This window comes from Cobetia sp. SIMBA_158 (genome assembly GCF_046566945.1).
GTDB lineage: Bacteria > Pseudomonadota > Gammaproteobacteria > Pseudomonadales > Halomonadaceae > Cobetia > Cobetia amphilecti.
Map to the genome: position 1 here is coordinate 328,635 of NZ_JAWJYL010000005.1, position 24,521 is coordinate 353,155.

At 64.2% G+C, this 24,521-nt stretch carries 17 protein-coding genes; 10 read left to right on the forward strand and 7 right to left on the reverse strand.

Features of this window, described 5'->3' with window-relative positions; all coding sequences use genetic code 11:
- Positions 1–75: 75 nt before the first annotated feature.
- Positions 76–831 carry an aspartate/glutamate racemase family protein gene (locus R2R70_RS10785; protein WP_410977969.1) on the reverse strand — a complete coding sequence of 252 codons (756 nt, stop codon included), beginning with the start codon at positions 829–831 and terminating at the stop codon, positions 76–78.
- A gap of 425 nt (positions 832–1,256) precedes the next feature.
- Here R2R70_RS10785 and R2R70_RS10790 point away from each other — a divergent pair, with 425 nt between their 5' ends.
- From R2R70_RS10790 to R2R70_RS10800, 3 genes are all read left to right on the forward strand, one after another.
- Positions 1,257–2,732, forward strand: coding sequence for an NCS1 family nucleobase:cation symporter-1 (locus R2R70_RS10790; RefSeq protein WP_131431037.1), 1,476 nt, complete (start codon positions 1,257–1,259; stop codon positions 2,730–2,732).
- Between the two features lie 294 nt (positions 2,733–3,026).
- Positions 3,027–4,199: a GGDEF domain-containing protein gene (locus tag R2R70_RS10795; protein ID WP_410977970.1), complete on the forward strand. Its 1,173-nt coding sequence runs from the start codon at positions 3,027–3,029 to the stop codon at positions 4,197–4,199.
- A gap of 178 nt (positions 4,200–4,377) precedes the next feature.
- Entirely contained in the window at positions 4,378–5,253 is an 876-nt protein-coding gene (locus R2R70_RS10800) for a UDP-2,3-diacylglucosamine diphosphatase (protein ID WP_234368078.1), read from the forward strand.
- 3 nt (positions 5,254–5,256) lie between these two features.
- On the opposite strand, the gene R2R70_RS10805 is transcribed toward R2R70_RS10800, so the two are convergent.
- A complete protein-coding gene (locus R2R70_RS10805) occupies positions 5,257–6,186 on the reverse strand; it encodes an AEC family transporter (RefSeq protein ID WP_054556323.1) in 930 nt (309 codons plus the stop codon).
- 396 nt (positions 6,187–6,582) lie between these two features.
- On the opposite strand from R2R70_RS10805, the gene metF reads away from it, so the two are divergent.
- Together metF and sodC are read left to right on the forward strand one after the other, a co-directional pair.
- Positions 6,583–7,434, forward strand: a complete 852-nt coding sequence (metF, locus tag R2R70_RS10810; protein WP_107336720.1) for a methylenetetrahydrofolate reductase [NAD(P)H] — start codon at positions 6,583–6,585, stop codon at positions 7,432–7,434.
- 228 nt (positions 7,435–7,662) lie between these two features.
- A complete protein-coding gene (sodC, locus tag R2R70_RS10815) occupies positions 7,663–8,163 on the forward strand; it encodes a superoxide dismutase [Cu-Zn] SodC (protein ID WP_410977983.1) in 501 nt (166 codons plus the stop codon).
- 104 nt (positions 8,164–8,267) lie between these two features.
- Here the strand turns inward: sodC and R2R70_RS10820 are convergent, their stop codons facing one another.
- Positions 8,268–8,519, reverse strand: a complete 252-nt coding sequence (locus tag R2R70_RS10820) for a YheV family putative zinc ribbon protein (RefSeq protein ID WP_043335719.1) — start codon at positions 8,517–8,519, stop codon at positions 8,268–8,270.
- Positions 8,520–8,694: 175 nt separating this feature from the next.
- Complete coding sequence (gene prlC / locus R2R70_RS10825; protein WP_410977971.1) at positions 8,695–10,743, reverse strand: oligopeptidase A; 2,049 nt, start codon at positions 10,741–10,743, stop codon at positions 8,695–8,697.
- 271 nt (positions 10,744–11,014) lie between these two features.
- Here prlC and R2R70_RS10830 point away from each other — a divergent pair, with 271 nt between their 5' ends.
- The 3 genes from R2R70_RS10830 to R2R70_RS10840 all read left to right on the forward strand — a co-directional run bounded on the left by R2R70_RS10830 (position 11,015) and on the right by R2R70_RS10840 (position 14,099).
- Positions 11,015–12,358, forward strand: coding sequence for a sodium-dependent transporter (locus R2R70_RS10830; RefSeq protein ID WP_410977972.1), 1,344 nt, complete (start codon positions 11,015–11,017; stop codon positions 12,356–12,358).
- A 197-nt stretch (positions 12,359–12,555) separates the two neighbouring features.
- Positions 12,556–13,098: a gamma carbonic anhydrase family protein gene (locus tag R2R70_RS10835; RefSeq protein WP_043335714.1), complete on the forward strand. Its 543-nt coding sequence runs from the start codon at positions 12,556–12,558 to the stop codon at positions 13,096–13,098.
- Between the two features lie 293 nt (positions 13,099–13,391).
- The gene (locus R2R70_RS10840; RefSeq protein WP_052384803.1) at positions 13,392–14,099 is read left to right on the forward strand and encodes a metal-dependent hydrolase; all 708 of its coding nucleotides are present in this window, start codon (positions 13,392–13,394) and stop codon (positions 14,097–14,099) included.
- Positions 14,100–14,158: 59 nt separating this feature from the next.
- Here the strand turns inward: R2R70_RS10840 and R2R70_RS10845 are convergent, their stop codons facing one another.
- From R2R70_RS10845 to R2R70_RS10855, 3 genes are all read right to left on the reverse strand, one after another.
- The gene (locus R2R70_RS10845; protein WP_410977973.1) at positions 14,159–15,694 is read right to left on the reverse strand and encodes a sigma-54-dependent transcriptional regulator; all 1,536 of its coding nucleotides are present in this window, start codon (positions 15,692–15,694) and stop codon (positions 14,159–14,161) included.
- Complete coding sequence (locus tag R2R70_RS10850) at positions 15,691–18,108, reverse strand: ATP-binding protein (RefSeq protein WP_410977974.1); 2,418 nt, start codon at positions 18,106–18,108, stop codon at positions 15,691–15,693. The genes R2R70_RS10845 and R2R70_RS10850 overlap by 4 nt, the downstream gene beginning before the upstream one ends.
- A gap of 83 nt (positions 18,109–18,191) precedes the next feature.
- Entirely contained in the window at positions 18,192–18,962 is a 771-nt protein-coding gene (locus R2R70_RS10855; protein ID WP_054556318.1) for an FCD domain-containing protein, read from the reverse strand.
- 424 nt (positions 18,963–19,386) lie between these two features.
- Here R2R70_RS10855 and R2R70_RS10860 point away from each other — a divergent pair, with 424 nt between their 5' ends.
- Together R2R70_RS10860 and R2R70_RS10865 are read left to right on the forward strand one after the other, a co-directional pair.
- On the forward strand, positions 19,387–21,093 hold the full coding sequence (locus R2R70_RS10860; RefSeq protein ID WP_107335820.1) for an L-lactate permease: 1,707 nt from the start codon (positions 19,387–19,389) through the stop codon (positions 21,091–21,093).
- Positions 21,094–21,156: 63 nt separating this feature from the next.
- Positions 21,157–24,099, forward strand: a complete 2,943-nt coding sequence (locus R2R70_RS10865; RefSeq protein WP_410977975.1) for an FAD-binding and (Fe-S)-binding domain-containing protein — start codon at positions 21,157–21,159, stop codon at positions 24,097–24,099.
- The last annotated feature ends 422 nt before the right edge of the window (positions 24,100–24,521 follow it).

Sequence of the window (24,521 nt, forward strand, 5' to 3'; positions counted from 1 at the left end):
CCCTTCACTGGCAGCAGTGAGGGGGCGTTTGCGTTTCGGTCGCGAGGCGCCAGCCAAGGGCAGCTCGCCTGCGGGTCAAAGGGCCGCGAGGCCTTGGGCAAAGACACCGCTGAGGGGTTTCACCTCACCCGCTTGCTTCGTGCGAGCGACAGCGGGCTGGCGCATCAGGGTCAGCAGCAGGTCGCGCCCCGCCAGCAGCGGGTCGACCACCGGCAGGCCGATCTCTGATGCGATGGCATCACGCAGCGGCTCCATCGCAGCGCAGCCCAGCACGATGCTGCCGGCACCGCTGGCTCTGGCGTGTTCACAGCGCTCCAGCAATGGCACGGGGGGAGTGCGCGCCTCGGACAGCGCGAGTACCGGTACGTCACAGGCCAGCAGCGCCTTGCACAGAGGGCGCATCGCATAGCGCTCCAGCAGCTGCTCGGACATCGGCAGCGTGCTGGTCATGCTGGTGACGATGGCAAAGGAGGGGGCCGCCAGCGTGGCCATGTGCATGGCGGCCTGGGCGATGCCGATCACCGGCACGGGGCTCAGTTCGCGTGCGGCCTCGAGGCCGGGGTCACCGAAGCAGGCCAGCAGATAGCCATCGGCGGGCGGAGTCTTCAGCAAGCCCTCACGATCACGGGCGATCAGCGCCAGCAGCGCGACCACCGCCATGGCTTCCTCGACGGCGGTCTCGATGCTGGGGGCGCCATGCTCGGCAGTCAGCACCTCGAGGTGGACGTCCCGGGCGAGCTGCCGTTGCAGCGAGTGCGCCATCTGCTGGCTCATCGCCTGGCTGGTGTTGGGATTGATGACCTTGAGACGCAACATGGCGGGCTCTCTCATGATGGTGGGCTCGTGATGGACTTTCGCGTGACGGGCTTTTTCGTGACGGGCTTTCTCGTGATGGGCTTTCTCGTGACGGCGCGCGCCGGATGCGAGGCTGTGCGAGCGGAGCACACAAAACACGAGCAGCATCCGTGCCAGTCCGGGGGTACCCGCTGTCGCAACGTTCGTTTCATTGGCGGCGCGCTTCAGTGGTGCATATGGCTAATACAGCGGAAGTTGATGGTGCCTGATGTCTCAGGGGTTGCCGCGCGCATGGCATTACTGGCAGGGGTGTTGCGCAGAGCGGGCCCTGGGGAAAACGCTTGGAGATTGAAAATCCGCAACAAGTGTTTCACTGGCACGCTTGTTGATAAGGGGAGGGTATGGCGAGGCATGACGCCTCGTGACTGGCCCATGGCCCACAAGCCCCTCTGGAGACAACAATGACACCCCAGACTCCCCCTGATCTGAGCAACGCGAGCAAGCGGCTCATCAATGAGGACCTCGCCCCCTGCGAGCAGAACTGGAACTGGTACAACATCTTCTCGTTCTGGATGTCCGATGTGCACAGCGTCGGTGGCTACGTCTTTGCCGCCAGTCTGTTCACCCTGGGGTTGGCCAGCTGGCAGATTCTGGTCTCGATGCTGGTCGGCATTCTGGTGGTGCAGGTGTTCGCCAATCTGATCTCGCGGCCCAGCCAGCAGACGGGGGTGCCCTTCCCGGTGGTCTGCCGTCAGTCCTTCGGCATCTATGGTGCCAACATTCCGGCGATCATCCGCGGGCTGATCGCGGTGGTGTGGTACGGCATCCAGACGTATCTGGCGGCGCATGCCTTGATGCTGGTGCTGCTGCGCTACGTGCCGTCGCTGGAAGGGCTGACCGAGACCCAGCTGTTCGGGCTCTCGCAGCTGGGCTGGTACTGCTTCCTGTTCATGTGGGTGCTGCAGGCGCTGGTGTTCTGGTGGGGCATGAATGCGGTGCGGCGCTTCATCGATTTCGCCGGGCCAGCCGTCTATGTGGTGATGTTCGCGCTGGCGGGCTGGATCGTCTGGCAGGCCGGCTGGGACAACATCAGCTTCACGCTGGGCAGCAAGACGCTCTCTGGCAGCGACGCCCTGTGGCAGATGGTGATCGCCGCGGCACTGGTGGCGGGCTACTTCGCGGGTCCGACGCTCAACTTCGGGGACTTCTCGCGCTACTGCGCTACCCCCGGTGATGTGAAACGTGGCAATTTCTGGGGCCTGCCGGTCAACTTCCTGCTGTTTGCCGTCATCACCGTGGTGGTGGTGTCCGGCACGCAGCCCATCTTCGGCGAGATGCTGCATGACCCGATGGAAACCGTCGCCCGCATCGATAATGGCGTCGCGGCAGCGCTGGGCATCCTGACCCTGGTGCTGGCGACCATCGGCATCAACATCGTGGCCAACTTCGTGTCCCCGGCGTTCGACTTCTCCAATGTGGCACCGTCCCGCATCAGCTGGCGCATGGGCGGCATGCTCGCCGCCGTCGGCTCCATCTTCATCACGCCGTGGAATCTGTTCAACAACCCGGAGATCATCCAGTACACCGTGGGCATCCTCGCCGCGGCCATCGGCCCGGTGTATGGCGTGATCCTGTTTGACCACTATCTGGTCAACAAGGGCGGCATCAACACCAAGGCGCTGTTTACCGACAGCGCGGAAGGCGAGTACTTCTTCGAGAAGGGCGTCAACGTCGCGGCGGTCAAGGCGCTGCTGGTCTCCTCGGCGGTGACGCTGATCATCAGCTTCCTGCCGCTGGGCGACATCACCCACTTCACGCTGTTCATCGGCGGGCTGATGGCGGCAGGGCTGTATGGCATCTTCTCGGGGTACTGGCTGGGAGATGCCGCCTCTGCACGCATCTATGTGCCGGCTGGGGTACGCCAGAAGATGTCATGACGCTCAGGCCATGACCTGGCCGTGACCTGGTATTGCCTTGGCTTTACCTTCAGCGCCCTGCTGTCGCCACCGAGATGGATGACGACAGCAGGGCGCTTTCGTTCGTGTTGCCGGCACATTCTTGTTGCCGACACCTCTTTGCCCTTGCTTCGCCTGGCCGGCCTGATGACGCAGCACATTGTTCTATCAGGCAGACGGTAATCTTGCGTTTACTGATCAACTCTTTATTCCAGTGAGGTGTGCTCTGCGCGCGGTGTAACATTGGTTGATGCTACCGAGTGTCGAGGATGGAACATGCCGCTTCATGAACATCTGATATTGCCGGGCAGGGACGGTTCGGATATCGAAGCGCAGCACTATCGCACGCGAATCAACAATACCTTCATCATGTTCGCCATGGCGTGCTTCGCCTGCTTCCTGCTGTTTGACTATTTCCAGGTGCCGTCTGCCTGGCAGGCGTTGTGGGTGGGGCGGCTGATCATCTTCCTCTGCTGCCTGCTATGCATCCTCCAGCTGCGCCGCGGCGATGCGTACGCGGATAGAATCCTGCTGGCCGGTGCGATACCCGCCAACCTGTTCTTCTGCTTCGGTGCCGCGCTGATTCCGGATGCGCTGACACTGACGTTGTGGAACCTGAGTTTCTCGACCTGCATGCTGATCGCCATGCCCGCCTGGCTGGTGTGGGGCTGGCGCTACCAGCTGGCCAGCAGCCTGCCGCTGATACTGTGTTATGTGCCCATCTATGTGTGGCTGAGTCCCTTGTCGTTGACGACATTGGCCGGCGCTGGCGGTGCCTACATCCTGGGAACCCTCTTCATTGCGCCGGCACTGGCGCACGCCCGAGCCTCGACCTTCCATCGCACCATCCGGCTGCAGCGCACGCTGGAGGCGCGCAATCTCGAATTGCACGACATGAATCAGCGGTTGCTCACCCAGCAGAACGAGCTGGAATATCGCGCCAATCATGATCTGCTGACGGGGCTGCCCAATCGCCGTTTCGGCTTTGATTTTCTCGAGCGGATGCTGGCCGAGAGCACGAGCACTCGGCAATGCATGTCGATCCTGTTCGTGGATGTCGATCGCCTGAAGCACGTCAACGACAGCTTCGGGCACGCCGAGGGGGATCGCCTGATCCAGCTGGTGGCCCGGAGTGTCGCCCAGGCGGCCGGTGAAGACGGGCTGGCATGCCGCCTGGGCGGCGATGAATTCCTGGTCGTGATGCCCGGTGCCTGTGATATGGCCAGCCAGCAGGCGACGACCCAGCTGATGCGCCATCTTCAGGAGCAACGCCTGGAGCAGCAAATTCCCTTCCCGGTCGAGGTCAGCATCGGGCGCGTCACCCACGACCCGGTATTGCAGGGCGATGTGGATGTCGATGATCTGATCCATATCGCGGATGACCGCATGTATCGTCAGAAGCGCGCTCGGCGGCGGACCATGGCGGGCGCCAACGACCCTCAGGCGTAAAAAAGCCCGCGATCTTCCCTTCTTTCATGCTGCAAGTGATTGATGGCAATGGCTGTCATCGCTTTTTCATGTCGCTGTTACGGGTATGTCATCGCCTCCCCTCAGTCTTGCTGGGCAACGACAGGGGCCATCTGGGCCTCGCCTGTCGATTCCGCCTGGCAACCCAGAGGTGACTGACATGACCGCTCCGCAATCGGCTCCCCGTGCTGAAATGCCGCCTGCTCCCGACGCTCTCGGTCAGGTTCGCACGCTGTTCATCTCCGATGTGCACCTGGGGACCCCGGACTGCCAGGCGGCGCTGCTTGCGAAGCTGCTGCGTCGTGTGCGCCCCGAACGCCTGTATCTGGTCGGCGATATCGTCGACCTGCTGGCGATGCGCAAGCGTGCGGTGCTCGACAAGGACCAGCAGGCGCTGGTGGCACGGGTGCTGCGTCTGGCGCGCAGTGGCTGCGAGGTCATCTACATTCCCGGCAATCATGATGCCGCCTTCCGTCGCCTGTGCGGCCTGAAGCTGCACAACGTGAGCATCGAGCGGCGCGCGATCCATACCACCGGCAGCGGTCGCCGCCTGCTGGTCTCCCACGGCGACGAATTCGACACCCATGTGCGCATCGCGCCGTGGCTGCTCAAGCTGGGCGATGGCATGCACGGCTTCATCCTGTCGCTCAATCGCTGGTGCAACCGCGCGCGTGGCATGTTCGGGCTGCCGTACTGGTCGCTGGCCAGCGCGCTCAAGCGTCGTAGCGGCACCGCCCAGCGCTATGTGGCCCAGTTCGAGGAAGCCGCCATGCGCCAGGCGCGTCTCGAAGGGCTGGATGGCTATGTCGGGGGGCATATCCACCAGGCGGGCTTCCGGGTCGAGGAAGGCGTGCTCTACTGCAACGACGGCGACTGGGTCGAGCACTGCACCGCGCTGGCGGAAGATGCCGAAGGCGCGCTGCACCTGATCGACTGGCAGGGTCAGATCCTCGAGACGGCGCCGCGCCATCTGATGCCGCGTCCGGCGCCGGCCGCGACGCCCGACGCCGTCACGCCCGAGATGGCTGGCGCCTGAGCCTCACCCCAGGCCGCTGATCGCCAGCATCCATGACAGATACAGCGGGATGATCAGCGGCGCCGCCAGGGTGGTCAGCATCACCGCGATCGCGCCCTTGGCCGGCTGGATATTCAGCTCGATGGCCAGCACGACCACATTGGCGGCCATCGGCACCACGCCCAGCAGCAGCAACACCTGCGCCAGCACCGGGTCGAGGGCGAACAGGCTGCCCAGCAGCATCACGCTGCCCAGACTCAGCAGTGGCCACATCACGAAGCGCAGGCCGGTTGCCGCCAGAATGAAGCGCGGGTCGATCTCGCGCAGGCTGACACCGCCCAGCGTCATGCCGATGATCATCATGCCCAGCACCGTGTAGCTGTACTTGAAGTAGTCGAGTCCCTCCATCACCGCCCCCGGTACCTCGAGCCCCAGCGTCCCCACCAGCAGGGCGGCCAGAAAGGCGTAGATCAGCGGCAGACGCACGATCTTGACCAGACTCTGGCGCATCGAGAACTGCCCGCGCGCACTGACGTAGAAGCCCAGCGTGAACTCATACAGCGTGATGCCGAGCAGGCAGAACAGGTACTGGGTCACGCCTTCCGGCGGCAGCAACAGCATCGCGACCGGCAGGCCGAAGTAGCCGGTATTGCCGGTGCCCGAGGAGAAGGCGAGCAGGGCGGCCTCCTGCGGCGGGAAGAACTTCGCGGCCAGCGGGCGCACCAGCAGGCAGATGCTGCTGGCCAGCGAGAACAGTCCCAGTGTCAGGCCCAGATCACTCAGCGATGGTTCGCCGAGCACCAGCCCGCGGAAGAAGGTCAGCGGCGCGATCACGTAGATCAGCAAGGTGGCGATGGGGCGCGGGTCGATCGCGAGGCGGCGTGCACAGAGGGCGCCGAGGGCGACGAAGGTGATCAGCATCCAGAGCGGTTGCTGCAGATCGATGTGGTCCATCACGGTTCCTTGTGAAGCGTCATTGTCCTTTTGGCTCATCATGCCGTGTGGCCCCTGTCAGCGTCATCCCATGAATGTCGCGCATTGCGTCTTTCCTTATTCGGCTGCGGATCGCGTGGTTGCGCGGCTGGTGAGGGGCAGGACTGAGGGACAGGACTAAGGGGCAGGACGCCACTGTCAGCAATGGTTATAAACACGCACTTTCTTATATGAATGGTATTGAAGTTGAGGCGAAAACCTTTCATTGGCCGGGGTCGGCGGCGGCGGTCAGAATGCTCGACATGCAGTACAGGGGCGGTGGCGTGACGCGCCGGACGTGTATTGCTGCACGCGCACCGCGAAGTGTGCGGCGATAACGACATCAATGCCGGACACGACGACCACGAGGGCCGCCCCATGAGTGCAAGCGAACATCCGTCAGGGATCAGCTTCGAATTCTTCCCGCCGAATACCGAGGCCGGGCGTGAAAAGCTCAAGGGGGTTAGCGATCAGCTGGCGGCGCTGGAGCCGGAGTTCTTCTCCGTCACCTATGGCGCGGGTGGCTCCACGCGTGAGCGCACCTTCAACACCGTGCAGTCGGTCAGCGCCAGCGGCATCTGCACTGCGCCGCACCTGTCGTGTGTCGGCAGCGACCGCGGCGAGCTGCGCGAGATCCTGGCGCAATACCGCGAGCAGGGCGTCAAGCGCCTGGTGGCGTTGCGCGGGGACCTGCCCTCCGGAATGGGCTCGCGCAGCGAGCTGCGTTACGCCAACGAGCTGGTCGAGTTCGTGCGCGAGGAGACCGGCGATCACTTCGAGATCGCGGTGGCGGCCTATCCGGAGTGCCATCCGCAGGCCGACAACTACCACAGCGATCTCGAGAACTTCGCGCGCAAGATGCAGGCCGGCGCCGATATCGCCATCACCCAGTACTTCTTCAATGCCGATGCCTACTTCCACTTCGTGGAGCGCGCGCGTGCCGCCGGTATTCAGCAGCCGATCATCCCGGGGATCATGCCGATCACCAACTACACCCGGCTGGCGCGTTTCTCCGATTCCTGCGGGGCGGACATCCCGCGCTGGCTCCGCCGGCAGCTCGAGAGCTATGGCGATGACAGCGAGAGCCTTCAGGCCTTCGGCACCGAGGTGATCTCGCGCATGAGTCAGCGTCTGCTGGATGGCGGCGCGCCGGGCCTGCACTTCTATACCCTCAATCAGGCCGAACCGTGTCTCAAGGTGCTGGAAAATCTGGGGATCTCTTCTCGTTGAGTCACGCGCGCCGGGCGTGCACGGCAAGTAATTGGAAGAGCGCCATTGAATGTGACGTCGCTCGCCCTGAGGTCTGACGGGTAGCCGCTAGTGACAGCGGCCCGCAAGCCACTCAAGGCGTCGGCAGTGACGCCGGCCTCAGTGATGGAGAGATTGCTCATGAATCACGAGACACAGCACACGGCATCCTTTACGACCTCGTCCAGAAAGCCCCTCAAGACCGCCGCGATGGTGGCGCTCGGCGCCTGGTTGTTCGGCGGTGTCGCCCAGGCCGCCACCGAGGTGGAAATGCATCGCGTCAGCAGTGATGGCGTCGGTGAGACCGTCGGCAGTGTCATGGCCGAGGATACCGATGATGGTCTGCTGCTGACGCCGAAGATCGAGGGGCTCGAGAGCGGCATCCACGGCTTCCACCTGCATGCCAATGCCAGCTGCGAACCGGCCGAGAAGGATGGCGAGACCGTCGCCGCCGCCGCGGCAGGTAGCCACTTCGATCCAGAAGAGACCGGCACCCACCAAGGCCCCTACGGTGATGGCCACCTCGGTGACCTTCCGGCGCTGAGCGTCGATGCCGATGGCAAGATCGCGCTGCCGGTGCTGGCACCGCGCCTCAAGGAAAGCGATCTCAGCGGCCATGCGCTGATGATCCACTCCGGCGGTGACAACTATACCGATACGCCCAAGCTGGGCGGTGGCGGCTCGCGCGTCGCCTGCGGTGTGGTCGACTGACCTGTGATAAATGATCTGTGATCAATTGATCATCCTGCCGAGATGACATGAAAAAGCCCCGCCAATTGGCGGGGCTTTTTCATGTCGCAGCGCTACAGCAGATGTCAGTGCAGCTTGCCGGGATCCAGAATGCGCACCGGCTGAACCTCATCGCTCGCCGGCGTCTCGCGAGGGTCGCTCACGCGCGTGGAAATCTCGGCGAGGGTCGGCGGTTCCTCGATGGCTTGCTGTTCGAAGAAGTCGCAGGACACGCAGTCACGGTAGCGGGTCTCGTTCTGCTCCCAGGTGCGCAGGCGGTCCATTGCTCCGCAGCGCGGGCAGACGGCACCGGCGATGAAGCGCTTGATGGTAGACATGGTGCCTCCAGTCAGGGTCAGGGTAGGTCTGGCAATCCCGCCTCGGGCGGATGATGCGCCATATGATACGCCCCCGACCGGTAAAGGTCAGGGGCGCATGGTTCGTGGCATACGATCCGCGGCGAAAGCTCAGCAGCTCGTGGTCAGGCTTGCGCCATCACGAGATGGGGCGAGATCAGGCCGCCTGGGCACCGATGCCGGAGTGACGCAGCAGGGCATCGACCTGCGGGTCACGGCCACGGAAGGCGCGGAACAGCTCGGCGGCGTCACGCGAGCCACCGCGTGCCAGTACCTCGTCACGGAAGCGCTGGCCGGTGGCGGTATCGAAGACCGCGCTTTCCTCGAAGGCGCTGAAGGCGTCTGCCGACAGCACTTCGGCCCACTTGTAGCTGTAGTAACCCGCGGCGTAACCGCCGGCGAAGATATGGCTGAAGCCATTCTGGAAGCGATTGAACTCGACCGCCGGCACCACGGCGACCTTGCTGCGCACCTCGTCGAGCAGTGCCTGGACATCGCTGGCCGACGGCTTGTCGAGCTCATGATGCAGGCGGAAGTCGAACAGCGAGAACTCCAGCTGGCGGACCATGGTCATCGCCGCCTGGAAATTGCGGGCTGCCTGCAGGCGCTCGAGCATGTCATCGGGCAGACGCTCGCCGGTGTCGACGTGACGTGCGATCAGATCCAGCCCTTCACGCTCGTAGCAGAAGTTCTCCATGAACTGGCTGGGCAGCTCGACGGCGTCCCAGGCCACGCCATTGATACCGGAGACTTCGGCGACTTCCTGACGGGTCAGCATGTGATGCAGGCCGTGACCGAACTCGTGGAACAGCGTGACCACTTCATCGTGGGTCAGCAGCGCCGAGCGATCGCCCACCGGGCGGGTGAAGTTGCAGGTCAGGTAGGCGACCGGCAACTGCAGGCTGCCATCCTCGCGGCGACGACGGACGCGGCACTCATCCATCCAGGCACCGCCTCGCTTGCCTTCACGTGCGTAGAGATCGAGATAGAAGCCGGCGATCGGGGTGTCATTCTCGATCACCTCGTAGTAGCTGACGTCCTCGTGCCAGACCGGCACCTCGCGCTGCTTGAAGGTGATGCCGTAGAGGCGGTTGACGACCTCGAACAGCCCGTCGATGGCCTGCGGCGCCGGGAAGTAGGGGCGCAGCTGCTCCTGATTGATCGCGTAGCGCGACTCGCGCAGCTTCTCGCTGGCATAGCCGACATCCCACGGTTGCAGGTCGTCGATGCCGAGGCTCTCGGTGGCGTAGGCCGCCAGCTCGTTGAACTCTTCACGCGCCTGCGGCACGGCGCGGGTGGCGAGGTCATCCAGGAAGGCGATGACCTGCGCCGGCGAGTCGGCCATCTTGGTCGCCAGCGACAGCGAGGCGTAGTCGTCGAAGCCGATCAGCGCGGCCAGCTCCTGACGCAGGGCCAGAATCTCCTCGATCACCGGACCATTGTCGAACTCACCGGCGTTGGGGCCCTTCTCCGAGGCGCGCGTGACGAAGGCGGTGTAGACCTCCTCGCGCAGCTCGCGGTTGTCGGCATAGCTGAGCACCGGGAAGAAGCTCGGGAAGTCCAGGGTGATGCGATAGCCTTCCAGGCCCTTGGCTTCGGCATTGGCCTTGAGCGCTTCAAGGCCGCTTTCCGGTACGCCCGCCAGTGCCTCTTCACCGACATCCTTGTGCCAGGCCTGGGTGGCATCCAGCACATGGTTGGAGAAGGTGTTGGAGAGCTCGGACAGGCGCGCCTGGATCTCGCCGTAACGCTGCTTCTTGTCTTGCGGCAGGTCGACACCGGCGAGGCGGAAGTCGCGCAGGCTGTTGGTGATCGCCTTCTGCTGGGCTTCATCGAGGCTTGCGAACTCATCGCTGTCCGCGAGGCGCTGATAGGCCGCGGCCAGGTCGCTGTTCTGACCCACCCAGGTGGAGTAGGCCGACAGCTTGGCGAGACAGGCCTGATAGGCTTCACGCAGCTTGGGCGAGTTCATGGTCGAGTTGAGGTGCGAGACCGGCGACCAGGCCTGGCTCAGGCGATCGCCCAGCGCTTCCAGCGGCGCGGCGAAGTTGTCCCAGCGCGTGTCATCGCGGGTGGCCTCGATCAGGCGTTCGATCTCCTGCTGGTTGTGCTCCAGCAGCTCGCTGATCGCGTCCTCGACATGCTCGGCCTTGAGGGTGTCGAAGGGGGGCAGGGTGTTGCGTTCCAGCAGGGGATTGATCGACATCATGTACCTCGCGTCATTCGGGTGGGCGGCAGCGGTGAGCGGTAAAGGAGAACTTGCGCATCGATTGCGCCGTGAAAACGGCGTCACCGCTGCCGCGGGGATACCTAGAATGTGAGGCCTCGGCGCGTGTTATTCAATCTATCGCCTCGATAGGCGGGCGTTGCCACGCGCATGTCGCATTGGCCGAGGCCGGTACGGCTGCTATCTTGCTGGCCTTGGCCCCTGAGTGGGGCCCGTATCCTTCCCCCGTACCGAGACCACGAGAGCAGACATGAGCGAAACCACCGAACGCTGGGGCAGTCGCCGAGCCTTCATTCTGGCCGTGACCGGCGCCGCCGTAGGGCTGGGCAATATCTGGCGCTTCCCCTACATGACCGGCGAGAACGGCGGTTCCGCGTTTCTGCTGCTGTATATCGGTTTCGTGCTGTTGCTGGGCCTGCCGGTGATGATGGCCGAGATCATGATCGGGCGCGCCGGACGTCGTGGGCCGATGCAGGCGCTGGCCCATCTGGCCGTCAGCGGTGGACGCACCCCGCACTGGCGCTGGCTGGGGCTGTTCGGCGCCATCACCATGTTCTTCATCCTGTCGTTCTATTCGGTGGTGTCGGGCTGGTCGATCGAGTATCTGGTCGATTCGCTGAAGGGTGACTTCAGCGGCATGAGCCCGCCGGAGATCGGCGCTTCCTTCGGTGCCTTCCTGGAAGACCCGGTCACGATGACCTTCAACCACACCGTCTTCATGCTGATGACGATGAGTGTGGTGGCCGCCGGCATCTCTTCCGGGCTCGAGCGCCTCAACAACCTGATGATGCCGCTGCTCTACGTGCTGTTGCTGGCGCTGGCCGGTTACAGCATCAGCACGCCCGGCTTCGGCCCCGCACTGAGCTGGCTGTTCATGCCCAACCCGAGCGCCATCACGCTGGATGTGATGCTCAATGCCATGGGGCATGCCTTCTTCACTCTGGCGGTCGGCGCCTGTGCCCTGATGGCCTACGGCGCCTACATGCCGGAGCGCCAGAGTCTGCCGACGGCCGCGATCGCCGTGGCGGCACTGGATATCGGTGTGGCGCTGCTGGCGGGTATCGCCATCTTCGCGGCGGTCTTCAGCCAGGGCATGGACCCGGCCTCCGGCCCTGGCCTGATGTTCGTCAGCCTGCCGATCGCCTTCGCCAATCTGCCGGGCGGTAGCGTGCTGCTGGCGCTGTTCTTCCTGCTGTTGCTGCTGGCAACCTGGACCAGCTCGATCAACATCGCCGAGCCCATCGTCGAGGTGCTGGAGGGCTGGGGGCTCAAGCGTCGCCACGCGGCACTGGCAGTCGGTGTCTCGGTGTGGGCGATGGGGCTGTTGTCGGTGCTGTCCTTCTCGAGCCTCAAGGACGTGCACGTGCTGGGCGGGATGAATGTCTTCGATGCGGTGACGACGATTCCGCCGGACTTCTTCCTGCCGATCGGCGGGCTGCTGATCGCCATCTTCGCGGCCTGGGTGATGCCGCAGAATCGTGCGCTGGCAGGCCTCGGCACCTCGCGTGGCTTCTTCCGTACCTGGCGCTGGGTGCTGCGCTGGATCTCGATTCCGCTGGTCGTCGTCGTGCTGGGCTGGAGCTTCTTCAAGTAAGCGCGCTTGCGCAATCGGTGCGTGAATCTGGCGTTGAGTCAGCGCACGGCGTGGCGCGATGCGTGGGGCATGGCGAGCCTGCAAGCGGGGCGTCGGGACGGGGTGTCGAAAACATCGCAACGCGAGTCAGGCCGTTGCGCTATTGGCATCCCGGTGTTTGGCGCAGTAGGCTGGTTGCCTAATTCAGGAGGTAAGGCATGAGCATTAGATCCTTCAAGGGCCTGACGCCGCGACTGGGCGAGCGGGTTTTCGTCGATCCGGCCAGTGTGGTGCTGGGTGATGTCGCCCTCGGGGATGACAGCTCAGTATGGCCGCTGGCGGTGATTCGCGGCGACATGCACCGTATCCGTATCGGTGCGCGTACCAGCGTGCAGGATGGCGCGGTACTGCATATCACCCACGCCAGTGACTTCAATCCGGGCGGCTACCCGCTGGAAATCGGCGATGACGTCACCATCGGTCACAAGGCCGTGTTGCATGGCTGCACCATTCACGACCGCGTGCTGGTCGGCATGGGCGCCATCGTGATGGACGGCGTGGTGGTGGAAGATGAAGTCATCATCGCGGCGGGTGCGCTGGTGCCGCCGGGCAAGCGCCTCGAGGGCGGGCATGTGTATGCCGGCAACCCGGCCAAGGCACTGCGCCCGATCAAGGACAGTGAGCGTGAGTTCTTCACCTATTCGGCGGTGAACTACGTCAAGCTGAAGGATCAGCATCTGGCCGAAGACTACGTCGACTGAATCTCCCTCGCACAGAGCGGCAGACGTAGCAATGATCACTCCCCCGTTGGCTCAGGCCGGCGGGGGAGTGCTCGTTTCAGGGCCGGATTTGCCGCAAGCCAGGGGCGGATTTTCCACAAGCCAGGATCGGTTTTTCCACGAGCTTAAGAAGGCAGATGTGGCAGTGGCGCGCACAAACCAGGACAAGCCATTGTTTTTCATGAAATGCTTGCGTCATAATCTGGACGTATATCCAGTGCCTGCGTGTGGCGTCTGGTCCAGTGACATCGTCGAGGGCTCGCGACCCGTATTTCATGGCCAATTTTCGTACCCATATCACCGTAGCGGCCTTTGCCGGCGGCATCGTCGCGGCGGCGGGCTGGCAGGGCGGCCTGTGGTCGTTGGCGGAGGGGGTTCCGCTGGCGAGCCTGACCACCTTCGGCGGTATCCTGCCGGATATCGACTCCGACAACTCGCGTGCCATCCGTATCCTGTTCACGCTGTTTGCGGTACTGGCGACCATGGCCTGCGTGCTGTTGCTGCAGGACCGTCTGCTGGCGGGGCCGCTGATGATGGCGGGCGGCGCCACCTATCTGGGCGTGCGCTATGTGGCCAGCGCCATCTTCAAGCGCTTCACCGTCCATCGCGGTATCTGGCACTCGCTGCTGGCGTCACTGCTGTGCTCGCTGGGCGTGACGGCCGCCAGCCTGCATGTGCTGGGCCAGAGTGAAGAGCAGGCCTGGTGGCAGGGCGCGGCCCTGTTGTTCGGCGCCATGATTCACCTGCTGCTCGATGAGATGTACAGCGTCGACATGGTCGGCGCACGCCTGAAACGCAGCTTCGGCACCGCCTTCAAGCTGTTCGATTATCGTGAGCCGGGCAACTCGCTGGCGATGGTGGCGGTGATCGCCGCCATGACGCCCTGGCTGCCACCATTGTCGGTGCTGGTGGACATCATGCATCTGCAGGGGCCGCTGTCCGTGTTCGGGGCGGGTCTGTCGCGGTTGATGGCCGGCGTCTGATGCCGTCTGGCTGAAGGCCGGCGCGAATCTCAGTTGCTGTTGTGATTGGTTGTGATGCATCAGGCACGATAGGGCTCGGCACTCAGGCCGTGCTTCTTGAGCTTGTCGTAGAGTGTCTTGCGCGGCAGTCCCAGTCGTTCGCAGGCCATCACCACCTGACCTTTGCTGGCCGCCAGGGCTTCGCGAATCAGCGCGGCCTCGAACGCCTCCATGCGCTGCGGCAGCGATTGCGCCTGCGTGGCTGCCTTCACGTTGTGCTCCAGTTCCCCCAGCTCGCCTGATTCCCCCGGTGCGCCTGAAGCATGCCGCTCGCCCGTGCCGGCGGTGATGTCTACTCTGTCCGCCTCTCTTGCGGCTTCCGTGCTGTTCACGGCCGGGCCACTCGTGTCCGCAGTGAGCGGTCGCCCTTCCGCCATGCTGTCGCCGATGTTGCCTTCCAGCCCGCCCAGCAGCACATGGCGTTCCGCACAGTTTCTCAGTTCACGCACGTTGCCCGGCCAGTCATGCGCCAGCAGTGCCTGCAGGGTGGTGGCATCCAGCGGCGGGACTTCCAGACTGGTGCGTTCACTGGCCAGAATCGCGAAGTGCCGAAACAGCTGCAGGATGTCCTCGGCATGCTCGCGCAGTGGCGGCAGATACAGCGTGACCACGTTCAGGCGGTAGTAGAGGTCTTCGCGAAACTCGCCGGCGCTGGCCGCTTCACGCAGATCCCGCTTGGTGGCGGCGATGACGCGGATGTCGATGGGGCGTGGCGTATTGCTGCCGAGCCGCTCGATGCTGCGCTCCTGCAGCACCCGCAACAGCTTGATCTGCAACGACATCGGCATCGATTCGATCTCATCGAGAAACAGGGTGCCGCCGTCGGCGTGTTCCAGCTTGCCGATGCGGCGCTCGCTGGCACCGGTGAAGGCACCTTTCTCATGGCCGAACAGTTCCGACTCGATCAATGTCTCCGGCATGCCGCCACAGTTGAGCGCCACGAAGGGCTTGCTGGCGCGGGCGCTGCGTTCGTGCAGACAGCGGGCGACACGGTCCTTGCCGGCGCCGGTCTCGCCATACAGCAGGGTGTCGGCATCGACCGCCGCCAGGCGTGATACCTGAGCATCCAGGCGCTGCATGATGTCACTGCTGCCCACCAGCCTGGGGCCGGCGCTGTTGCGCTGGGTATCCAGCTGTTCGCGCAGCGAGCGGTTCTCCAGCGCTAGCCGGCGGGCGGCCACCGCACGCCGCACGCCATCGAGCATGCGCTCGCGATCGAAGGGCTTCTCGATGAAATCCCAGGCACCGGCCTGCATGGCCGCGACGGCGGTATCGATGTCGCCATGCCCCGTCATCACGATCACCGGCAGCTCGTCATCCACGGCATGCGCCGCGTGCAGCAGGCTCAGGCCATCCATGCCCGGCATGCGAATGTCCGTGACCACCACACCCTCGAAGGGCGCTTCGGCGCGCAGGATCGCCAGTGCCTGCTCGGCACTGGCCAGCGGGCGAGTGCGGTAATCGGCCAGCATCAGACTCTGGCTCAGGCTGTCGCGCAGGTGCGGTTCGTCATCCACCACCAGCACCTGCATGTCGGTATTCGTGACGTCGCTCATGACGGCTCCTGTGAATGGTTGGCGGTGGGTGGCATCGGGGTTTGTGAGGGCATCGGGGTTTGTGAGGGCGACGGCTGATGTGAGGGCATCGCCAGTGAGTGCATCGAGAGTGCCGGCAGCGTCAGCCGGAACAGTGCGCCACCCAGCGGCGAGGGATACGCCTCGAGGGTGCCGCCGAGGTCGGCGACGATACGCGCGCTGATCGATAACCCCAGCCCGAGTCCCTGGCCGTCGGCACGCTGGGTATAGAAGGGTTCGAACACGCGTACCAGTTGCGATGGCTCGAGGCCGGGGCCGTTGTCGTGGACTTCCAGCACGATCTGATTGCCGGCGCTGCCCGCTTGCTCATGCAGGTTGAGCTGGATGCTGGGGGGCTCCGTGCGCTCGGGGGGCATGTCGGCAAGCGCATCCAGCGCATTGCCGAGCAGGTTGACCAACACCTGCTCCAGGCGTACCGGCTCGGCGCGCACCCGGTCAAGCTTTGGACTCGCTTCGCGAATGAGGGTCACGCCGAGTGCCTCGCAGCGTGCATGCAGCAGGCGCAGGGCGTAGTCGAGGCTGGTGGTGAGGTCGATGGCCTCCAGGCGATCACCGCTCTTGCGTGAGAACTGACGCAGCTGCGCGCTTATCTCGCCCATGCGCTGGGTCAGCTCGGTGATCTGGCGCAGATTGCTCTCGACCTGGGAGGTCTGGGCGCGGGCGAGGAAGGCGGTCGCGTTCTCGGCATAGGCGCGGATGGCGGCCAATGGCTGATTGAGCTCATGATTGATGCCGGCGGCCAGTTCCCCCAGCACCGCCAGCTTGGCGGTCTGGATCAATTCATCGCGCGTCTCGCGCAGCTCGCGTTCGGCGCGGGTGCGCTCCTCGACTTCGGCGCTCAGGCGCGTGTTGCTGGCGGCGAGGTCGCGGGTACGCTCGACCACACGTTGCTCGAAGGCATCGCGTGCCTGGGCGAGTTGTTCGGCCTGGGCACGGCGTTCGCTGACATCGAAGACCGTGACCAGCCAGCGCGGGCCATTGGGGCTGGGCAGCGGCGAGCAGGAAAGCTCCAGTGGCACCGCGACACCCTCGCGCAGGCCATGCACTTCCAGTGGGCCGACGGAGCGGGCCAGGGTCAGGCGGTCCAGCAGGTGGCGCTCGGCCGGCAGGAACAGCTCGCGCAGATCACGCCCTTCACGGGCGCTGGGCTGGCGGGATGAGTCTTCCGGTGAGGCATCGGCACTCAAGGGCGAGCCGAACAGCGCGATGGCCGTCGGATTGAGATACACCAGCCGGACCCGCTCATCGAGGATGCACAGGCCAGCCTGAGTGCGGTCGATGATGCCCCGCACCCGTTGCTGGCTGCTGGCGAGATTCTGGCGCTCGCGCTCGGCGAACAGGCGACGCTCACGCAGGATGCGCAGTCGCTGCCAGCCCAGCCCTGCCAGCAGACACAGCAAGGCATAACCACCGGCCGCGAGCCCGGCCGCTTGCCAGATACCGCTGCGCAGCGGTGCCAGTGGCTTGAGCACATGCAGGCGCCAGCCGATGTCCGGTAGTGGCTGGGACAGGCTCAACCAGGCGTGCTGCCAGAGATCCCCCGGTGTCAGCTGCAACAGCTCGATGGAGGTCGTGTCTCGGCGTGACTCAAAGGGCGAGCCCAGCAGCTCCGGTAGCGCCTCGCGGTGATGCAGGCGCAGCGGGCGCAGGCGCTGATTGGCATAGCGCTGGGTGTCGAGCAGCCGGTTGCGTGTCTCCTCGCTGAGTGGCTCCAGCGTGCGCAGTACCCGCTGCGCCTGGCTGGCGATGAAGATCACGCCATGCGGATCAGTGACCATGATGTCAGCATTCTGGTCGAGCCACGCCGCCTCCAGCGCCTCTATCTGCACCTTGACCACGGCCACGCCACGTCGTCCCTGCGGGCTGGTGACGGCAGCGCTGAAGAAGTAACCGCGCTCACCGGAGCTGGTGCCCAGCCCGTAGAAGCGCCCCTCGCCGCCATTGATGGCGTCTTGCCAGTAGGGGCGGAAGCGGTAGTTCTGACCGATGAAGGTGTTGGCGGAGCGCCAGTTGCTGGCGGCGATGGTCGTGCCGGTGTCATCGACCAGATAGAGGTCCGAGATGCCGGCCAGTTCACGCATGCGGTCCAGGCGCTGATTGAGTGCCACTTCCGCGCTGGGGTCTTCTGGGTGATCGAGAAAGTCGCGCAGCTGGTCATTCTCTGCCACCAGTCTGGGCAGATAGGCGTGGCGATTCAGCTGGCCGCGCAGGCTGGCGGCGGTCAGACGCAGTTCGTTGTCTGCCTCATGCCCCAGGCGCTCCAGACCCTGGCTGCGCGCCATCGAGACCGCCTGCCACACGCACAGCATCAGCCCCAGCGGTAGCACGACCGCCAGTACGAGACGCCACAGCTGGGGCAGGCGCGTGTCCTTCATCGGCAAGCCTTCATGTTCAGGCCCTCATCTCAAGCACTGCATATCCGGAACTCCATATTCAGCCAGAGCGTCATGACTGAGCGTCATGAGCCATCCGGCGCCGCCTGGGCACGGCGCAAGGCGCGCTGGGCACGAGTCTCGGCGCGTTCCAGTTCCAGCAGTGAATCCTCGACGAATACCAGATGCTCATGGGCGGCGTTGCGCGCATCTTCGGCGCGGCCTTCCATGATCGCCTCGAACAGGCTGCGGTGCTGCTGGATCAGGCGCGGGCGTGATTCCGGCTTCTCGAACAGGTGGCGCAGGTTGGCCACGATGCTCTTCTCCAGCAACTGGAACAGGCTGCGCATCGAGTGCAGCAGCACCACGTTGTGCGCGGCCTCGGCGATGGCGAGGTGGAAGGCGGCATCGGCACCGGCCTCGCGCTCCGGGTCACGTCCCTCGAAGCTCTTCTCCAGGTCCTCGAAGCGCTGGCGCAGCATTGCCTTGTCGGCAGGGGTGGAGCGCATGGCGGCGTAGTAGGCGCTGATGCCCTCCAGCGCATCGCGAAATTCCAGCAGGTCGAGATTGAACTCGCCGTGGCGACCCAGCAGCGCGCTGAGCGGGTCCGACCAGGCGCGCGCCAGCTCTTCAGAGACGTAGGTGCCGCCGCCCTGGCGTGAAGTCAGCAGTCCGCGCGCGGCCAGCTTCTGGATGGCCTCCCGCACGGAGGGGCGCGAGACCTCGAACTGCTCGGCCAGGGTGCGCTCCGGTGGCAGGCGCTCGCCGGGTTTCAGGCTGCCCTCGATGATCATGCTTTCGAGGCGCTCGGTAAGTACATCGGCGATACGGGGTTGGCGGACGGGGGCGTAACGCATGGAAGTGTCCTTGCGGCAAAGGTGAAAGGCGGCGCCGAACGCTGGAAAGCCAGAGCGCGGCATGCAAGAGAGGGGCGCTTGCGGCGCTGCCGATGATCAGTGTGGCCCGTGGGCATTCCACGCCACAGCCGACATTGGTCTTACCAATATGTGTGATAACCACGCCTCGCGTGGGAGATGAGTGCTATCAATAATTGGTAAGACCAATTTTACGCAATGAAGCTGCTTTGACCAATGTCTAGATACCTTGTACTACATGATGTTTGACCCCTTTCGAGGCGACGCCTAGATTATGCCGAAGCACAGTAGGTAAATTGGTATGACCAATTTATCGGAAGGCCTGACCCAAGGGTGCGCCAACCCCCGAGTCCTTCACTGCCGTGCCAGACAACAATCACAACAATTCGCCTGCGGAGTTTCCGTCATGTCCGAGCCACTGCTGGCCTTGCTGGCCTTCACCCCTATCCTGCTGGCGGGCATCCTGCTCGTCGGTCTGCAATGGCCCGCGCGTCGCGCCATGCCATTGGTCTTTCTCGTCACCGCTGCCATCGGCTATTTCGTATGGCAGATGTCGCTGACGCGCATTCTGGCCTCCACGCTGCAGGGGCTGATGGTGACCGTCTCGGTGCTGTGGATCATCTTCGGCGCCATCTTCCTGCTCAATACGCTCAAGCATTCCGGGGCGATCGCGGTGATCCGCGGCGCCTTCACCACCGTCAGTCCCGACCGTCGCGTACAGGCCATCATCATCGCCTGGCTGTTCGGCAGCTTCATCGAGGGGGCTTCCGGCTTTGGTACGCCTGCGGCCATCGCGGCGCCGTTGCTGGTCGCCATCGGCTTCCCGGCGCTGGGGGCGGTGATGGTGGGCATGATGATCCAGTCGACGCCGGTATCATTCGGGGCGGTGGGCACGCCGATCGTGATCGGCGTGAATGCGGGCCTCGACAAGGCCAATCTCGGTGAGCAGCTGCTGGCGAACCATTCCAGCTGGGAGGCCTTCATGCAGCTGATCACCTCGGAGGTCGCCATCGTGCATGGCATCGTCGGCCTGCTGATGCCGCTGTTCATGACCGTGATGATGACGCGCTTCTTCGGCGCGAAGAAAAGCTGGAGCGAGGGGCTGTCGATTGCGCCGTTCGCGCTGTTCGCCGGCCTGTGCTTCACGCTGCCCTACGTGGCGGCGGGTATCTTCCTCGGCCCGGAATTCCCGTCACTGATCGGCGCTCTGGTCGGCTTGATCCTCGTGGTGCCAGCGGCGCGTGCCGGATTTCTACTGCCGAAGGACAGCTGGGATTTTCCGCCCGAGGCCGAGTGGCCCAAGCATTGGCTGGGTGACCTGACGCTGGAGCGTGATGATGTCGAGGCCGCCGCGGCGGGCAGAAAGCCGCTGCCTCTGTGGCTGGCGTGGTTGCCCTATGGGCTGATCGCGCTGCTGCTGGTCGCCTCACGCGTATCGAGTGACTTCAAGGGCTGGCTGGTCAGCGTGCAATTCAGTGCCACTGACCTGCTGGGTGCCAGCGGTATCTCCGGCGCGATACAGCCGCTCTATCTGCCTGGCGGCATCATGGTCTTCGTGGCCCTGATCACGCTGCTGCTGCATCGCATGGCCTCTCGCCAGCTGGTGGCGGCGGCCAGCGAATCCTGGCGCACACTGGTCGGCGCCGGCTTCGTGCTGGTGTTCACCATTCCGATGGTGCGCATTCTGATCAACTCCGGCGTCAATCTGAACGACCTGGCGTCCATGCCGGTGGTGATGGCTGACGTGGTGGCTGACAGCCTCGGTCAGGCCTACCCGTTGTTCGCCTCGGGCATCGGCGCGCTGGGGGCCTTCATCGCCGGCTCCAATACGGTTTCCAACATGATGCTGTCCCAGTTCCAGTTCAATGTCGCCGCCCAGCTCGGGCTGTCGGGAGCGCTGATGGTAGCGCTGCAGGCGGTCGGGGCCGCGGCCGGCAACATGATCGCCATCCACAACGTCGTGGCGGCCTCGGCGACCGTCGGTCTGCTGGGGCGTGAGGGTCGTACCCTGCGCATGACGGCGATTCCGACCGCCTACTATCTATTGGCCTCCGGCGTGCTGGGCATGCTGGCGTTCCACCTGGTGGGTCTGAGTGATCCGCTGCTGCCGTAAGCGTGATCCGTGCTGACTGATACCCTGAAAGACATCCTGACTGAACTGATAAAGAGACTGGCCATGACCGCCGCTGCTGCCCCTGACTCCACTGCTCACCCTGCCATGGGCGGGCATGCCTCTCCCCAGGCGCGTGCTGCTGCCTATGACGCCCTGCGCGAGGCGTTGGCGCAGCACATTCCCGGTGAGCGCCTGATCCATGATCCGCTGCGTACCCTGGCCTACGGGACGGATGCCAGCTTCTATCGGCTGGTGCCGCAACTGGTGGTGCGGGTGCATGACGAGCAGGAGCTGGGGCATGTGTTGCGCGAATGCCGGGCGCGCAAGTTGCCGGTGACCTTCCGTGCGGCAGGGACGTCACTGTCCGGCCAGGCGCTGACGGATTCGGTGCTCATCCAGCTGGGTGGTGAGTGGCGAGGGGCGCAGGTGCTGGAGCAGGGCAGTCGCATCTGCCTGCAGCCGGGGGTGATCGGGGCGCGTGCCAATCAGCTGCTGGCACCCTTCGGGCGCAAGATCGGCCCGGACCCGGCTTCGATCAACAGCTGCATGATCGGCGGTATCGCGGCCAACAATGCGTCCGGCATGTGCTGCGGCACGGCACACAACAGTTATCGCACCGTCGAGGACCTGCGCGTCATTCTCGCCGATGGCACCTGCCTGGATACGGCCTCGCCGGAGAGCGTGCAGGCCTTTCGCGCCAGTCATGGTGGTCTGCTGGCGGAGCTGGAGCGCATGGCGGCCAGTGTGCGCACCGACCCTGAGCTGGCCGAGCGCATCCGCCACAAGTACCGGCTCAAGAACACCACCGGCTATAGCCTCAATGCGCTGGTCGACTATGCCGATGGTCTCGAGATCCTCAAGCATCTGATGATCGGTTCGGAAGGCACGCTGGGTTTCATCGCCTCCATTACCTATCGCACCGTGATCGAGGAGCCGCACAAGGCGGCGGCGCTGGTGTACTACCCGAACATCGATGCGGCCTGTCGCGCCACCATGCTGCTGAAGACGGCGCCGGTCGCGGCGGTGGAGCTGATGGACCGCGCGGCGCTGCGCTCTGTCGAGGACGCACCGGGCATGCCGGACGTGTTGCGCACCCTGCCGGAAGAGGCGGTCGCGCTGCTGGTGGATGTGCGGGGCGCGCATCATCAGGAGCTGGAGGCGCGCATGGCCGAGGTTGCCCGCGTGCTGGAAGGCATCGAGACCTGCGAGTCGTGGGCCTTCACCCAGGATGCGCAGCGTTATGCGCTGTACTGGAAGATCCGCAAGGGGCTGTTTCCGGCGGTCGGTGCAGTGCGTGACCTGGGGACCACCGTGATCATCGAGGATGTCGCCTTCCCCATCGAGCGGCTGGCGGAAGGCGTCGGTGCGCTGACGGAGGTCTTCCAGCGGCATGGTTACTCCCAGGCGATCCTGTTTGGCCATGCGCTGGAGGGCAATCTTCACTTCGTCTTCCCGCAGGGCTTCGAGCGCGAGGGCGAGGTGGCGCGCTATCAGGCGCTGATGGATGACGTCGCGCAGTTGGTGGGGCAGGAATATGGTGGCTCGCTCAAGGCCGAGCATGGCACCGGTCGCAACATGGCGCCTTATGTAGAGCTTGAGTGGGGCAAGGATGCCTATGCCCTGATGTGGCGTATCAAGGAGGCCTTCGATCCGGACAACCTGCTCAATCCGGAAGTGATCCTGACGCGCAACCCTCGCCTGCATCTGGAAAAACTCAAGCCATTGCCGGCGGCGGACCCGCTGGTGGACCGCTGCATCGAGTGCGGCTTCTGTGAATCGGTCTGCCCGTCGAAGAACCTGAGCCTGACGCCGCGCCAGCGCATCGTCATCCGTCGGGAGATCGCACGCCTGGCAGCGCTCGAGGCACCGGATGATGCACAGCGCGACCAGCTGGCAGTGCTCAGGAAGGAATACGCCTATCAGGGCATGGAGACCTGTGCGGGCGATGGCCTGTGTGCGACCCAGTGTCCGGTCGGTATCAATACCGGTGATCTGATCCGGGGGCTGCGTCATGAGGAGAACGCCGGTGCCGATCATCCAGGCAAGGTGAAGGTGGCGCATTGGGCCGGTGAGCACTTCACGCGGGTCACCAGCGGCATGCGTGGCGTGCTCAGGCTGGCGGATGGGCTGCATGGTGCCGTCGGCACGCGCAACATGCGTCGCCTGACCCAGACTGCTCGCAAGATGTCCGGCGACAGGGTGCAGCAATGGACTCCCAGCATGCCGGCCGCCGCTGCGCGTGATTATCTCAAGCATCTCGCGCAGCCACTGGGGCGCAGTGCAGCGCCCAATGGGCATGTCGTCTACTTCCCGTCCTGCGCCACGCGTGTCTTCGGGGTCGCTGCTGCTGATCGCGATCCGCGCAGTGTCACGGAAATGGCGCTGGCCTTGATGGACAAGGCAGGCTTCGAGGTCGTGCTGCCGAAAGGGGTGGAGGCGCTGTGCTGTGGCATGGCCTTCCAGTCCAAGGGGCAGTTCGAGGCGGGAGATGCCAAGGCCGCCGAGTTGGCAGCGGCGCTGGTGGAGGCGAGCGACGGCGGACGGCTGCCGATCTTCTGTGATACCAGTCCGTGCCTGGCACAGGCTCAGGCCTATGCGGGCGAGCATCTCGAGGTGTCGCTGACTCTGGTCGAGCCGGTGCAGCTGGTACTCGACTATCTATTGCCCTATCTCTCGATCACACCTCTCAATGAGAGAGTCGCGGTGCATGTCACCTGCTCCAGTGTCCGCATGGGGCTGGCGGAGCAGTTCGTGGCGCTGGCACGGCAGTGCGCCAGCGAAGTCGTCGTGCCGGAAGAGATCACCTGCTGCGGCTTCGCCGGCGACAAGGGCTTCAGTACACCGGAGCTCAATGCCTCGGCATTGAAGGGGCTGAAGGAGGTAGTGGCCGATTGCGACTACGGGGTTTCCAATTCGCGCACCTGCGAGATAGGGCTGAGTGAGCACTCCGGGCTCAGCTATCAATCGATTCTCGGTCTGGTCGATAGAGCATCGGCACCAAGGTGATGGGAGGTGTTCGAGATGCATGACACCCTGATGACAATCTCTTGAAAAAGCCCTTGCCCTCGCGGCGGTTCGTGCGTAAAGTACGCATCCGCTGCCGGGGACGCATGGCGTTGCCAGCGGTGAAAGAGGTTTGCAGGTGATTGTTTTACTTGATGTTTTTGAAGCCCGCTTCGGATTCATCGATTGACAATCCCGGGCGATTCGCTAGAATACGTCGCACTCCTTACGGAACAGGTGATCGAGCAACGCTCCTCACCGCTTGATGATGCTTAGAGGCAGTCGACTGACTCATCATCAAGTGCTTGACTTCTCAAGCGTTCCGAGTAGAATGTGCCTCCTCGCTTCACAGCGACGCTCTTTAAAAATTTGATCAGGTAATTCGTGTGAGCGCTTGCCGATGAGTGGTGACAAGGTCACCAAAT